Origin of the sequence: Actinophytocola sp., from assembly GCF_036555685.1 — a bacterium.
GTDB lineage: Bacteria > Actinomycetota > Actinomycetes > Mycobacteriales > Pseudonocardiaceae > Actinophytocola.
The window spans coordinates 1-14,066 of the sequence record NZ_DATBKY010000223.1 but is presented as its reverse complement, the minus strand read 5'-3'; the positions used below and the strand labels follow the sequence as shown (position 1 = coordinate 14,066).

Genomic DNA, 14,066 nt, shown 5'->3' with positions numbered 1-14,066 from the left:
CGAGTCCAACACTCAGCAACCGCGAGTCTGACACCCGGGTGTCGGGAGTGTTGGACTCGCGGTGCCGGAACGTTGGACTCGCGGGGTCAGTGGGCGTGGAAGTTGGGCTTCCGCTTCTCCGCGAAGGCCTTCGGGCCCTCTCGCGCGTCCTCCGACGCGAAGACCGCCATGCCCAGCCGAGCGTCGACAGTGAACGCCTCGGTCTCCGGCATGCCCTCCGTCTCGCGCATGGTGCGCAGGATGGCCTGCACCGCCAGCGGGCCGTTCCCCGCGATCGCCGACGCGATCTCCAGCGCCTTCGACAGCGCCTGGCCGTCTGGTACCACGTGGCCGATCAGACCCAGCGACAGCGCCTCGGCCGCCGTGATGTGGCGGCCGGTCAAGAGCAGGTCCGCCGCGAGGGTGTACGGGATCTGGCGCGGCAGCCGCACCGCCGACCCGCCCAGCGGGAACAGCCCCCACCGCGCCTCGGCGACGCCGAAGCGGGCACTCTCGCCGGCCACCCGGATGTCGGTCGCCTGCAGTATCTCCGTGCCGCCCGCGATGGCCGGGCCCTCGACGGCCGCGATGAGTGGCTTGGTCAGCCGCCGGCCCTTGAGCAGCGGCTCGATCACCGACAGGTCCCAGCCGCCGGAGGAGAAGCTGTCACCGGGGTGCGCCGCCGTCATCGCCTTCAGGTCCGCGCCCGCGCAGAACGCGCCGCCCGCGCCGGTCAGCACGCACACCCGCACCGAGGGATCGGAGTCGACGCGGTCCCACGCCGCACGCATGATCGACATCATCTCGGCGGACAGGGCGTTTCGCGCGGACGGCCGGTTCATCGTCACCACGAGGACGTGACCGTCCTGCTCGACGAGGCAGTCAGGCATCGACACCTCCACGGGGATTGCCAGGAACGATAACACGTTCTAGTTTGGTGCTCGTGGCACTCAACATCGCGGACCTTTTCGAGCATGCCGCCGACGCCTTCGGAGAGCGGGTCGCGATCGCCTGCGGGGACCGCACCACCACGTTCGCCGAGCTGGAGGCGCGCGCCAACAGGCTCGCCCACCACCTGGCCGGACAGGGCTTCGGCAAGGGTGACCACATCGGGCTCTACTCGCGGAACTCGATCGAGGCCATCGAGACGATCCTCGCCACGTACAAGCTGCGCGCGGTGCTCGTCAACGTCAACTACCGCTATGTCGAGAACGAGTTACGATACTTGTTCGACAACGCGGACCTGGTCGCGCTCGTGCACGAGCGCCGGTTCTCCCCGCGCGTCGACGCCGTGCTGGCCGACGTGCCGATGCTGCGGCACCGCCTCGTGGTCGAGGACGGCACCGGCACCGAGACCACGAGCACCCCGTACGAGGAGGCGCTCGCGAACCAGCCCGCGGCGCGGGACTTCGGCGAGCGCAGCCCCGACGACATCTACATCCTGTTCACCGGGGGCACCACCGGTCACCCCAAGGGCGTGATGTGGCGCCACGAGGACGTGTGGCGCGTGCTCGGCGGCGGAATCGACTTCTACACCGGCCAGCCGCTACCCGACGAGTGGGCGCAGTCCGAGCGCGGCAAGGAGTCCCCGGGACTGACCCGGCTCGCGTGCGCGCCGCTGATCCACGGGGCCGCGCAGTGGGCGGCGCTGCCGGCCCTGTTCGCCGGCGACACCGTGGTCCTGCTGCCCAGGTTCGACCCGCACGAGGTGTGGCGGGCCATCGAGCGGCACCAGGTCAAGGTGGTCACGATCGTCGGCGACGCGATGGCGCGCCCGCTCATCGAGGCGTTCCACGAGGGCTCCTACGACGCCTCGTCGCTGGTGGCGTTCTCCAGCCACGCCGCCCTGTTCTCGGCGGGCGTCAAGGAGCAGTACCTGGAGGCGCTGCCGAACGTCGTGATCACCGACGCGATCGGCGCCTCGGAGTCCGGGTTCACCGGCATCGGCATCGTGCTGAAGGGCGCCCCGCAGGCCACGGGTGGACCGCGCGTCAACAGCGGGCCGAACACGATCGTCATCGACGACGACGACCGGCCCGTCGAGCGCGGCCAGATCGGCCGCATCGCGCGCGGCGGGCACGTACCGCTCGGCTACTACAAGGATCCCGACAAGAGCGCGACGATCTTCGTCGAGGTCGGCGGCGACCGCTACGTCGTGCCCGGCGACTGGGCCCGGCTCGAGGAGGACGGCACGATCACGTTGCTGGGCCGGGGAAACATGTGCGTGAACACCGGCGGCGAGAAGGTCTTCCCCGAGGAGGTCGAGGAGGCGCTCAAGTCCCACCCGGACGTCTTCGACGCGCTGGTGGTCGGCGTGCCCGACGAGCGGCTCGGCGAGCGGGTGGCCGCGCTCGTGCAGCCGCGTCCGGAAAGGACGATCGACTTCGCCGCGCTCGACGCCCACGTCCGGCAGCGGATCGCAGGCTACAAGACGCCGCGCAGCCTGTGGATCGTCGACGAGGTGGGCCGGCTGCCGAGCGCGAAGGCCGACTACCGCTGGGCCAAGGAGCACACGCGAGAACACGAACCGACGTGGCGGGCCGCGGCCACGGAAGCCGGAGGGGCGCATGCCAGCGTCGGTGTGTGACACGTTCGGCATCGAGCACCCGATCTTCGGTTTCACCCCGTCCGAACACGTGGCGGCCGCGATCAGCCGCGCGGGTGGGCTCGGCGTGCTCGGCTGCGTGCGGTTCAACGACCCGGCCGAGCTCGACGCCGCGCTGTCCTGGATGGACGAGAACACCGGCGGCAAGCCGTACGGCGTCGACATCGTGATGCCGGCCAAGATCCCGACCGAGGGCTCGTCGGCCGACCTCTCGGCGATGATCCCCCAGGGCCACAAGGACTTCGTGGCGAGGACGCTGCTCGAGCTGGGCGTGCCGCCGCTGTCCGGCGACCCGGCGACCGACGTGGGCGTGCTCGGCTGGCTGCACTCGGTCGCGCGCTCCCATGTGGACGTCGCCATGTCGCACCGGATCGGCCTGGTGGCGAACGCGCTGGGCTCGCCACCAGTCGACGTGATCGAGCGGGCGCACGAGCGCGGCGTGCCGGTGGCGGCGCTCGCCGGGAAGGCCGAGCACGCCGTGCGGCACGCCGACAACGGCGTCGACGTGGTCGTGGCGCAGGGCTACGAGGCAGGCGGGCACACCGGCGAGATCGCGTCGATGGTGCTGATTCCCGAGGTCGTGGACGCCGTGGGCGAGCGGGTGCCGGTGCTGGCGGCGGGCGGGATCGGCAGCGGGCGCCAGGTCCTCGCGGCACTCGCGCTCGGTGCGGCGGGCGTGTGGATGGGCTCGTACTGGCTGACCACGGCCGAGTACCGGCTCGGCACCGGCCCGGACACGCTGCAGCGCGCGCTGCTGAAGGCCGGCTCGAGCGACACCGTGCGGTCGCGGATCTACACCGGCAAGCCGGCCCGGCTGCTGCGCAACCGCTGGACGCAGGCGTGGGCGGCGCCCGACGCGCCCCAGCCGCTGCCCATGCCCCTGCAGAACCTGCTGGTCGGCGAGGCCCACCAGCGGATGATGCAGGGCGGCGACCCGGACGTGGTGGCGATGCCGGTCGGCCAGATCGTCGGCCGGATGAACGACGTCCGCCCGGTCGCGGAGGTGATGGCGGACCTGCTGGCCGAGCTCACGCAGGCGCGGGCCAGACTCGGCCTGTGAGTATGCGAACACTGTCGTCGCGCGTCGTCTACGAGAACCCGTGGATGACCTTGCGTGAGGACCAGATCGAGTACGCCGACGGGTCACGCGGGTTGTACGGGGTCGTGGACAAGCCGGACTTCGCTGTGGTCGTCCCGCGACAGGACGGCGGGTTCCACCTGGTCGAGCAGTATCGCTACACGCTTGGCGGCCGACGGTGGGAGTTCCCCCAGGGTTCGTTCCCGACCGGCGTGACCGGCACGCCCGAGGAGCTGGCGGCCACCGAGCTCGCCGAGGAGACCGGGTTCACCGCCGCGCGGCTGGAACGGCTCGGCTACCTCAATTGCGCGCAAGGGTTCACCGGCCAGGGCTACCACGTGTTCCTCGCCACCGACCTCACGCCGGGCGAGCCGAACCGGGAGCAGACCGAGCAGGACATGCGCACGCAGTGGTTCCCGCGCGGCGAGGTCGAGCGGATGATCAGCGACGGCGTGATCACCGACGACTCGACGCTCGCCGCCTACCTGTTGCTGGTCATGCGGGACCGCCGGTGAGCGTCAGCCGCTCTTGCGGCGGAACTGGCGCTTGGCCGCGGCGGGGCCGTGGGTGTCGTGCACCTTCGACCTGGCGTCCGCGTGGCCCTCGCCGTTTCGGTTCTGGGCCTGTTTGCGCTCCAGCGCCTCCCGGAATCGCGCTTTCACGTCGTCCTGTGAGTCGGTCGTGTCCTCAGATGCGGGCTCCGGTTTTTCGGGCATGCCTCAGCGTCGCACGGACCGGGCACCCCAGTCGAGCCGAATCGGATCGCTGGCCGGGGTCAGCGGCTCGTACCGCAGCTCGGCGCCTTCGCGCCACCACACCGGGTCGGGGGTGCGCCAGCGCTGCGCGGCCAGCCGCCGCTTCTGCACCTTGTACGTCCCGGTCCGCGGCAGCCGGAAGCTGAGCCGGACGAACCGCGGCACCTGCTTGGGTCCCAGGTCGGACTGGGCGGCCAGGAACGTCGCGAACTTCACGGGGTCGAACCGCGCTCCGCCGCGCAGCACGAGCGCGGCCATCACCTGGTCGCCGGCGTCCGGGTCGGGCACCGCGTACACGGCGACCTCGGCGACGTCGGGGTGGCGCTGCAGAATCCGCTCGATCGGGGCCGTGCCGAGGTTCTCCCCGTCCACCCGCAGCCACTCGCCGGTGCGGCCGACGAAGTACGCGAAGCCGTGCTCGTCGCGGTAGACGAGGTCGCCGCTCCAGAACATGCCCTCGCGCATGCGGGCCGCGTCCGCGTCGGGGTCGTTGTAGTAGCCGGCGAACAGGCCCGGCCCACTGGTCCGGACCAGCTCGCCGATGGCCTCGTCCGGGTTGGTCAGCCGGCCGTGGTCGTCGAACTCCGCAGGCGGGCAGGGCTGTCCGGTCGCCGAGCTCAGCACGGCGACGTCGTCGCCGAGCCGGCCGAGCGAGCCGGCCGGCAGGTCCGGCGGGCGCACGAGGTTGATGCCGCCCTCGGTCGAGCCGTACGCGTCGATCACCTCGCAGCCGAACCGCTCGGCGAACTCGGCCACGTCCCGCGCGCTGCCCTCGTTGCCGAACATGATCCGCAGCGGGTTGTCCGCGTCGTCCTCGCGCGGGGTCGTGCCCATGATGTAGGACAGCGGCTTGCCGACGTAGTTCGCGTAGGTGACACCGAACTTCCGGACATCGTCGAGGAACCCGGACGCGGTGAACCGGCGGCGCAGCGCGAGCCGGGCGCCGGCGGCGAGGCCGACCGACCAGCCAGCCATGATCGCGTTCGAGTGGAACATCGGCATCGCGACGTACACGGTGTCCGCCGCGCCGAGCCCGAACCGTCCGGCGAGCATCCGGCCGGGCTGGGCGATCTTCCCGTGCGTGCAGCGCACCGCCTTGGGCTCGCCGCTGGTGCCGGACGTGAAGATCAGCATGAGCAGGTCGTGCGGCGTGGCCGGCACCGGGTCGAGCCGGCTGTGCCGGTGGCGGAACGAGGTGACGTGCCAGGCGGCGGAGTCCACGTCGAGCACTCGCGCGCCGATGTCCATGCCCTGCAACAACTCCACGTACCGGCTCTCGGTCAGCACCACCTGGCAGTCGGCCGTCCGGATGTCGCGCACGAGCGCGTCGCCGCGGCGGCTCGTGTTGAGCCCGACGAGCACCGCGCCGGCGAGCGCGGCGCCGCCGAGGAGGAACGAGAACTCGGGCACGTTGTCGAGCAGCACGCCGATGTGGAACGGGCCCGGCCGGCGCAATGACTGCAGCAGCGCCGCGCGGTCGGCGCACTCCTGCACGTGCTGGGCCCAGCTCCAGCAGGAGTCCTCGAAGAGGAGCCCGGGGTGGTCGTCGTCGGCCCGCGCCAGCAACAGCTCGGTGACTGTGGGGAGTGGCTCCCCCGGCGCGGTCATGGAGACCTCCTACCTCATGCGGGCCTCAGGCCGGCTCAGCGGCCAGCACGGCACCGATTCGTCGCAGCTGCAGTGTGGCGCCGCCGAGGCTGAACTCATTTCGTTTCGCAGCCACAAAATATCGATGCAGCGGGTAGTCCACGTCAATACCCAAACCGCCGTGCACGTGCACCGACGCGTGTGCGACCCGGTGCCCGCCATCGGCCGCCCAGAATTTCGCGGTGCCGATCTCCAGCTGGGAAGCCAGGTTTTCAGATATTCGCCAGGCCGCTTGCCACATCGTCAACCGTATCGCCTCAACGTCGACGTAGCAGTCGGCGAGCCGCTGGCCCACGGCCTGAAATGTCCCGATAGGACGACCAAATTGCACTCTGCCACTTGCATATAGGGCTGTCATCTGCAGCGCAGCCTCGGTGACGCCCAGCTGGTGGGCGCACAGCCCGACCGTCTGGCGTGCGGCGAGCCACCCGACGACCCGCTTGCCGCCGCCCGGTTCACCCAGTACGCGATCGGCGCCGAGCTCGACATGGTCCAGGTCGAGCACCGCCTCGGCGTCGCCGTCGACGATCTCCTGGCGACGCACCGAGACGCCCGGATCGCGCGGAGTGACAAGGAACACAGTCGGCCCCCGCGGGGTCTGCGCCGGAACCAGGAACAAGTCCGCGACAGGTCCCGCGGGTACCGCGACTTTTGTACCACGCAAACGCCAGGTGGCATCTGCACGTGCAGCGCCGTCTTCGACGGGTTCGGCCAGTGTCGCCGGGGCCGCCGGGTCGTCGCCGACCTCCTCGGTGAGCGCGGTCGTGAGCACAAGGTCGCCCGCCGCGGCCGGCGCCGCCCACGCCGCCCGCTGCGCGCCGGTCCCGTGCTCGGCGATCGCAGCCGCGGCGACGACGATCGACGGCAGGTACGGCACCGGGGCGACCGTCCGGCCGAGTTCCACGAGCACCCCGCACTGCGCGAGCGGGCCCAACCCGCTGCCGCCGACGGACTCCGGCAGCGTCGCGGCCAGCACGCCCGCCTTCGCCAACTCCGTCCACAGTGCACGGTCGAACCGGTCGCCGGTCGCCTCGACCTCGGCGAGCCGGGCGGGCGTGGCGTGGTCGGCCAGGATCGTCCGCGCCAGCCCGGCCAGCTCGAGGTCTGCCTCGTCCCGATCGAAGTCCATGCTGCCTCCCCGGTTCGCTTCGCTCACGACCTCTTGGCCGGCGGCATGCCGAGGCCGACCGCCGCCACGATGTCGCGCTGCACCTCGTTGGTGCCGCCACCGAACGTGAGAATCAACGACGAGCGGTGCATCCGCTCGACCCGGCCGCGCAGCAGCGCGCCCGGCGAGCCGGCCCGCACGTAGGCCTGTGGGCCGAGCACCTCCATCAGCAGCCGGTACGCCTCGGTGGCGAACTCCGTGCCGAAGACCTTCGTGGCCGACGCGTCCGCCGGGCCGAGCCCGCGCTCGGTGCCGCCGTCGCCACCCCAGGCGATCCTCCAGTTGACCAGCTTCAGGAACTCGGCCTTCGCGTGCACGCGCGCGAGGTGGACCTGGACCCACTCCTGGTCGATCACCCGCCGGCCGTCCGGCAGCTTCGTCGCCTGCGCCCACTCGCGCACCTCGGCCAGCGCCTGGCGGACCGGCGCCGACGACGTCAGCGCCACCCGCTCGTGGTTGAGCTGGTTGGTGATCAGCGGCCAGCCCCGGTTCTCCTCGCCGACCAGGTTCGCCGCCGGCACCCGGACGCCGGAGTAGTAGGTCGCGCTCGTCGTCGCGCCGGCCACGGTGTGTACCGGGGTCCAGGAGAAGCCCGGCGCGTCCGTCGGCACGATGATGATCGACAGGCCCTTGTGCTTCGGCGCGTCCGGGTCGGTCCGGCAGGCGAGCCACACGTAGTCGGCGTAGGCGATCAGGCTCGTCCACATCTTCTGGCCGTTGATGACGTAGTGGTCACCGTCGCGGACGGCCCGCGTGCGCAGTGACGCGAGGTCGGTGCCGGCCTCCGGCTCGGAGTAGCCGATCGAGAAGTGGATCTGTCCGGCGGCGATCCTCGGCAGGTAGAACCGCTTCTGGTTTTCGGTCCCGAACCTCATGATCGTCGGGCCGACCGTGTTGATCGTCAGGAACGGCACCGGGGCACCCGCGACCGCCGCCTCGTCGGTGAACACCAACTGGTCGAGCATGGATCCGGCCCGGCCGCCGTACTCCCGCGGCCACCCCAGCGCGAGCCAGCCGTCGGCGCCCATCTGCCGCACGACCTCCTTGTACACCTCTCCCGACCCGTAGTCGCTCCCGGCCATGAGGGCCTCGCGCCGCTCCGGCGTCATCAGGCCGGCGAAGTACTCCCGCAGTTCGCGCCGCAGCCGCTCCTGCTCGGGCGTGTAGGCGATCCGCATCCACCCTCCTGGTGACTAGAACACGTTCTAAGAATGTACTAGAGTCGCCGGAAAACGAGGAGGTCTCGACGATGAAGGCCGCCGTACTGAACCAGGTCGGGGACACGAAGCTGGAACTGCGCGACGACGTGCGCACCACCGACGTCGGGCCCCGGGAGGTCCGCATCCGCGTCCGGGCCACCGGGGTGTGCCACAGCGACCTGTCCGCGATGGACGGCACGCTGCCGGCCCTGGCGCCCGGCATCGTCGGCCACGAGGGCGCCGGCGAGATCGTCGAGGCCGGTGCGCAGGTCGACGCCCTGGCCGTCGGCGACCACGTGGCCCTGACGTTCGTGCCGCCGTGCGGGACCTGCGTGAACTGCCGCGGCGGCCGGCCCCACCTGTGCGCGATCCACACGATCGCGGCGTTCATGAACCCGCGCTTCCTCATCGGCGACACCCCCGTCTTCGGCTACGCCGGCACGGGGACGTTCGCCGAGGAGCTGGTCGTGCCCGCCGACGGCGCGGTGAAGATCGACCCGGACGTGCCGTTCGAGATCGCCGCGCTCGTCGCCTGCGGCGTGATGACCGGTGTCGGCGCGGTAGTCAACACGGCGCGGGTCGAGCCCGGCGCGACCGTGCTGGTCATCGGCTGCGGCGGGGTGGGCATCTCGGCGATCCAGGGCGCCCGGCTGGCCGGCGCCGCCCAGATCGTCGCCGTGGACCCGGTGGCCGAGAAGCACGAGACGGCCCGGCACTTCGGGGCCACGCAAGCGATCACCCCCGAGCAGCTGGCCGAGACGCACGCGTCGCTCACCGCGAGCCAGGGCTGGGACTACGCGTTCGACGTGGTCGGGCTGCCGGCCACGATCCGGTCGGCCTGGGACAACGCGCGGCGCGGCGGCACGGTCGTCGTGGTCGGTGCCGGGCGTGGCGACGCGATGGTGCAGTTCTCCGCGCAGGAGCTGTTCCTGCACGACAAGCGGCTGCTCGGCTCGTTCTACGGCGGCGCGGACGTGTACCGGGACTACCCGCGGCTGCTGTCGCTGTGGCGGGCCGGCCGGCTCGATCTCGAGGGCATGATCAGCAAGCGCATCACGCTCGACGAGATCAACGACGGGCTGCAGGCGCTGCGTGCGGGCGGCGATCTCATCCGGCAGATCGTCACGTTCGGCTGAGGCGCATGGACCCGCTCAGCCTCGACGGCAAGGTCGCCATCGTCACCGGCGCGGGTGCCGGGCTCGGCCGCGCGGAGGCGCTGGCGCTCGCCCGGGCCGGCGCCGACGTCGTGGTCAACGACGTGCCGGTCGGTGGTGTCGGCGGTGGTGTCGGCAGCAGGGTCGGCGGCACCGGCGGGGACACCGTCGACGCGATCGAGGCGGCGGGTGGCAAGGCAGTACTCGTCGAGGGGGACGTGGGCGAGTCGGCCACCGCACGCGAGCTGGTGGCCGCCGCCGAGCGGCTCGGCGGGCTGCACGTGGTGGTCAACAACGCCGGCGTGCTGCGCGACCGGATGCTGTTCGGCATGTCCGACGAGGAGTGGGACACGGTCATCCGGGTGCACCTGCGCGGCCACTTCCTGCTCTCCCGCGACGCCGCCGCGTACTGGCGCGCGCGGGCCAAGGCCGGCACGGACAACTCGGACGGGTCGACCTACGGCCGGGTGGTGAACACGTCGTCGGAGGCGTTCCTGCTCGGTCCGCCCGGGCAGCCGAACTACGCCGCCGCGAAGGCCGGCATCGTGGCGCTCACGCAGTCCACCGCGCGCGGCCTCGCCCGGTATGGCGTGCGGGCCAACGCGATCTGCCCGCGCGCCCGGACCGCGATGACCGCGGCCGTGTTCGGCGAAGCGCCCGAGGGGGCGGACCCCCTGTCCCCCGAGCACGTCGCGCCGCTGGTCGCGTACCTGGCCGCGCCGGCCGCGGACGGCATCAACGGCCAGGTGTTCGTCGTGTACGGCGGGATGGTCGCCCTGCTCGCGCCGCCGGCGGTCGAGCAGCGGTTCGACAGTCCTTCGTGGACGCTCAAGGAGCTGGACGCCGTGGTGGGTGGGTACGTGAGGTCGCGCAAGGAGGAACCATGACACTGAGCCTGCTCGGGTACCGGGAGAAGGTCGGCCTCGCCGATGGGCAGCTGCTCGTCGACGGCACGTGGCGCGCGGCCGCCGACGGCGCCACGTGGACCCACGCGCATCCGGCGACCGGCGAGGAGATCGGCAGCTTCCCGGTCGCCACGGTGTCCGATGTGGACGACGCGGTACGCGCTGCGCGCCGCGCGTTCGACGACGGCCGCTGGGCGAACTCCCGCGCGACGACGAGGATCCGGCTCCTGCGCCGGTACGCGGACCTGCTGCGCGCGCACGCCGAGGAGCTGCGCGGCCTGCAGGCGCTGGACAACGGCGTGCCGCTGTCGTTCTCCGCCAACATCTACGCCACGGGTGTGGAGTGCGCGGCGGACGTGTTCGACCACCACGCGGGCTGGGTCGACAAGGTCGGCGGCCAGACGCTGCCGCCGTACCAGGGCGGCGACCACCTGGCGATGACGTTCCGCGAGCCGATCGGCGTGGTCGCGGCGATCCTGCCGTGGAACGCGCCGTTCCTGCTGCTCGCGCAGAAGCTCGGCCCGGCGCTGGCGGCCGGCTGCACGGTGGTGCTCAAGCCGTCGGAGTTCGCGTCGTTCACCGTCCTGCGGATGGTGGAGCTGCTCGGCGAGGCCGGCCTGCCGGACGGCGTGGTCAACGTCGTGACCGGGCCCGGCGACCCGACCGGCGAGGCGCTGATCACCCACCCGATGGTCGACAAGATCAGCTTCACCGGCAGCCGCGCGGTCGGCAAGCGGATCGTCGAGGCGTCGGCCGGCACGCTCAAGCGGGTGTCGCTGGAGCTGGGCGGGAAGAGCCCGACGCTGGTGTTCCCGGACGCGCCGGACGTCGGCCTCGCCGCGATGACCACGATGGGCACCGTCACGATGGGACTGTCCGGGCAGGCCTGCGTCGCGCACACGCGCGCGCTCGTGCACCGCGACGTCTACGACCAGTTCCTCGGCGCCGCGGAGATGATGGCGGGGGCGGTCAGCTACGGCGACCCGTTCGAGCCGGCGACGATGTCCGCGCCGCTGATCAACACGCGGCAGCTCGACCGCGTCCTCGGGTTCATCGAGCGCGGCCGGGAGGCCGGCGCGCGGCTGGTGTGCGGCGGCGGCCGGGCGGACGGCGACCTGGCGGCGGGCAACTACGTGCGGCCCACCGTGTTCGCGGACGTGGACAACGGCATGGAGATCGCGCAGCAGGAGATCTTCGGCCCGGTGCTCGCGGTCGTCCCGTTCGCGGACGAGGACGAGGCCGTGCGGCTGGCCAACGACACCGAGTACGGCCTCGGCGCGGGCGTCTACACGACGGACGGCCGGCGCGCGTTCCGGCTGGCGCGCAAGCTCCGCGCGGGCACGGTCGGGATCAACGGCTTCCAGGTCGAGCCGCACCTGCCGTTCGGCGGGTTCAAGCAGTCCGGACTCGGCCGCGAGGGCGGGCAGAGCGCGTTCGAGGCGTACACCGAGCTGAAGACGGTCCTGATGCCGCTGACCGATGAGTTGATGTAGATGCGGCTGTCGGGGAAGGGCGCGCTGATCACGGGCGCGGCCAACGGTCAGGGCGCGGCCGCGGCGCGGCGGTTCGTGGCCGAGGGGGCGCGGGTCGTGCTCGCCGACGTGGACGACGACGCGGGCAAGGCGCTCGCAGGCGAGCTCGGCGCGGACTACGTCCACCTCGACGTGTCGCAGGAGGACGGCTGGGCCGCCGCGCTGGAGGCGCACGGTCCGGTGACCGTGCTGGTGAACAACGCCGGCGTGCTGCACTTCTCGCCGCTGCACGAGACGAAGCTGGCCGACTACGAGCGGGTCGTCCGGGTGAACCAGATCGGCACGTTCCTCGGCATGCGCGCGGTCGTGCCCGGCATGGTCGAGGCGGGCGGCGGGTCGATCATCAACGTGTCCTCAGTGGAGGGACTGGCCGCGGCGCCGCTGCTGACCGCGTACACGGCGAGCAAGTTCGCGATCCGCGGCATGACCAAGGTGGCCGCCCTGGAGCTCGCGGGCAAGGGCGTGCGGGTCAACTCCGTGCATCCGGGGGTGGTCGAGACCGGGCTGCTGCCCACCGCGCTCGGCGGCCAGCCGGTGGACCTGTCCCACGTCGCCAAGCGGGTACCGATGCGCCGGGTCGGGCAGGCGGCCGAGATCGCCGAACTGGTGGTGTTCCTCGCGAGCGACGAGAGCTCGTACTGCACCGGTTCGGAGTTCGTCGCGGACGGTGGCGTGACGGCGGCGCACTCGCTGTCGAGTTTCGGGTAACCGCGCGCCTGCCGGGTCGTTGTGTACGCAAGGCGAGAAACGTCGGGTGATGCCTCATGAGCATTGGTGCTGGGTCACGGCCGGCGCCCGTGCGCGGGCTCGCTCAGGTCGGTCGCATGACGACACTCGGCTGGGAGGTCGTCCGGTACACGCCGCGCCGGCCGTTCCAGTGGCGTGAGCTCGTTCAGCAGTGCTGGTTCTTCGCGAGCGTGACGATCCTGCCGACCGCGCTCGTGTCGATCCCCTTCGGCGCGGTCATCGCGCTGCAGCTCGGCTCGCTGACCCAGCAGATCGGTGCGCAGTCGTTCACTGGCGCGGCGAGCGCGCTCGCGATCGTGCAGCAGGCCAGCCCGCTCATCACGGCGCTGCTGGTGGCCGGCGCGGGCGGGTCGGCCATGTGCGCGGACCTCGGCTCGCGCGCGATCCGCGAGGAGATCGACGCGCTCGAGGTGCTCGGCGTGTCCCCGATCCAGCGGCTCGTCGTGCCGCGCGTGCTCGCCGTGATCATCGTGGCGGTGCTGCTGAACGGGCTGGTCAGCGTCGTCGGCGTGGCCGGCGGCTACTTCTTCAACGTCGTCCTGCAGGGCGGCACGCCGGGCGCGTACCTGGCGTCGTTCAACGCGCTCGCGCAGCTGCCGGACCTGTGGGTGAGCGAGGTCAAGGCGGTCGTCTACGGGTTCGTGGCCGGGGTCGTCGCCGCCTACCGCGGGCTGTACCCGGGCCGCGGGCCGAAGGGCGTCGGCGACTCGGTGAACCAGACCGTCGTGGTCACGTTCCTGCTGCTGTTCCTCATCAACGTGGTGATCACGGGGATCTACCTGCAGATCGTCCCGCCGAAGGGCATGTAGACCAGATGACGGTCACGGACACCGACGTCCCGCCGCGTGGCACCGCCGCCACGCGGGTCGGCACGGTGGCCGCCCGGCCGGGGAACACCCTGGCCACGCTCGGCGAGCAGCTCGCGTTCTACGCGCGCGTGCTCGCCACGATGCCGCGCGCGGTCGTGCACTATCCCAAGGAGACACTGCGGCTGCTGTCCGACGTGTTCTTCGGCAGCGGCGCGCTCGCGGTCATCGGCGGCACGCTCGGCGTGATGGTCGGGATGACCGTGTTCACCGGCCTGATCGTCGGCCTGCAGGGCTACTCGGCGCTGAACCAGCTCGGCACGTCCGCGCTGACCGGGTTCATCGCCGCGTACTTCGACACCCGCGAGGTGGCGCCGCTCGCGGCCGGGCTCGCGCTGTCGGCGACCGTCGGCTGCGGGTTCACCGCGCAGCTCGGCGCGATGCGGATCTCCGAGGAGATCGACGCGCTCGAGGTGATGGCCGTGCCGAGC

General features: G+C 71.8%; 14 protein-coding genes. 9 read left to right on the top strand and 5 right to left on the bottom strand.

Annotation, left to right across the window (positions count from 1 at the left end; genetic code table 11):
• Positions 1-86: 86 nt before the first annotated feature.
• Positions 87-869 (bottom strand): crotonase/enoyl-CoA hydratase family protein, encoded by a 783-nt coding sequence (locus tag VH969_RS20840; protein ID WP_331976731.1) that lies wholly within the window; start codon positions 867-869, stop codon positions 87-89.
• 53 nt (positions 870-922) lie between these two features.
• Here VH969_RS20840 and VH969_RS20835 point away from each other — a divergent pair, with 53 nt between their 5' ends.
• From VH969_RS20835 to VH969_RS20825, 3 genes are read left to right on the top strand one after another with little or no spacing between them, the layout of a single operon-like run.
• Positions 923-2,566: an acyl-CoA synthetase gene (locus tag VH969_RS20835; RefSeq protein ID WP_331976729.1), complete on the top strand. Its 1,644-nt coding sequence runs from the start codon at positions 923-925 to the stop codon at positions 2,564-2,566.
• A complete protein-coding gene (locus VH969_RS20830; RefSeq protein WP_331976727.1) occupies positions 2,547-3,644 on the top strand; it encodes an NAD(P)H-dependent flavin oxidoreductase in 1,098 nt (365 codons plus the stop codon). Before VH969_RS20835 ends, VH969_RS20830 begins: the two co-directional genes overlap by 20 nt.
• A gap of 2 nt (positions 3,645-3,646) precedes the next feature.
• Entirely contained in the window at positions 3,647-4,177 is a 531-nt protein-coding gene (locus VH969_RS20825; protein ID WP_331976733.1) for an NUDIX domain-containing protein, read from the top strand.
• A gap of 3 nt (positions 4,178-4,180) precedes the next feature.
• Here the strand turns inward: VH969_RS20825 and VH969_RS20820 are convergent, their stop codons facing one another.
• Genes VH969_RS20820 through VH969_RS20805 form a run of 4 tightly spaced genes read right to left on the bottom strand, consistent with a single transcriptional unit; the run spans position 4,181 to position 8,410 of the window.
• Positions 4,181-4,378: a DUF5302 domain-containing protein gene (locus VH969_RS20820; protein ID WP_331976725.1), complete on the bottom strand. Its 198-nt coding sequence runs from the start codon at positions 4,376-4,378 to the stop codon at positions 4,181-4,183.
• A 3-nt stretch (positions 4,379-4,381) separates the two neighbouring features.
• The gene (locus VH969_RS20815) at positions 4,382-6,025 is read right to left on the bottom strand and encodes a long-chain-fatty-acid--CoA ligase (protein WP_331976723.1); all 1,644 of its coding nucleotides are present in this window, start codon (positions 6,023-6,025) and stop codon (positions 4,382-4,384) included.
• A gap of 25 nt (positions 6,026-6,050) precedes the next feature.
• Entirely contained in the window at positions 6,051-7,193 is a 1,143-nt protein-coding gene (locus tag VH969_RS20810; RefSeq protein WP_331976721.1) for an acyl-CoA dehydrogenase family protein, read from the bottom strand.
• A gap of 23 nt (positions 7,194-7,216) precedes the next feature.
• Positions 7,217-8,410 carry an acyl-CoA dehydrogenase family protein gene (locus VH969_RS20805; protein WP_331976719.1) on the bottom strand — a complete coding sequence of 398 codons (1,194 nt, stop codon included), beginning with the start codon at positions 8,408-8,410 and terminating at the stop codon, positions 7,217-7,219.
• A 71-nt stretch (positions 8,411-8,481) separates the two neighbouring features.
• Between VH969_RS20805 and VH969_RS20800 the strand changes: the two genes are divergently transcribed.
• The 6 genes from VH969_RS20800 to VH969_RS20775 all read left to right on the top strand — a co-directional run.
• Positions 8,482-9,567, top strand: coding sequence for a Zn-dependent alcohol dehydrogenase (locus tag VH969_RS20800; RefSeq protein ID WP_331976717.1), 1,086 nt, complete (start codon positions 8,482-8,484; stop codon positions 9,565-9,567).
• Positions 9,568-9,572: 5 nt separating this feature from the next.
• On the top strand, positions 9,573-10,472 hold the full coding sequence (locus tag VH969_RS20795) for a 3-oxoacyl-ACP reductase (RefSeq protein ID WP_331976715.1): 900 nt from the start codon (positions 9,573-9,575) through the stop codon (positions 10,470-10,472).
• Positions 10,469-11,983: an aldehyde dehydrogenase family protein gene (locus VH969_RS20790; protein WP_331976713.1), complete on the top strand. Its 1,515-nt coding sequence runs from the start codon at positions 10,469-10,471 to the stop codon at positions 11,981-11,983. The genes VH969_RS20795 and VH969_RS20790 overlap by 4 nt, the downstream gene beginning before the upstream one ends.
• The gene (locus VH969_RS20785) at positions 11,984-12,730 is read left to right on the top strand and encodes a glucose 1-dehydrogenase (protein ID WP_331976711.1); all 747 of its coding nucleotides are present in this window, start codon (positions 11,984-11,986) and stop codon (positions 12,728-12,730) included.
• 56 nt (positions 12,731-12,786) lie between these two features.
• On the top strand, positions 12,787-13,578 hold the full coding sequence (locus VH969_RS20780; protein WP_331976709.1) for an MlaE family ABC transporter permease: 792 nt from the start codon (positions 12,787-12,789) through the stop codon (positions 13,576-13,578).
• A gap of 5 nt (positions 13,579-13,583) precedes the next feature.
• Positions 13,584-14,066 (top strand): MlaE family ABC transporter permease (locus VH969_RS20775; RefSeq protein ID WP_331976707.1); only part of this gene is annotated, 483 nt, incomplete at its 3' end.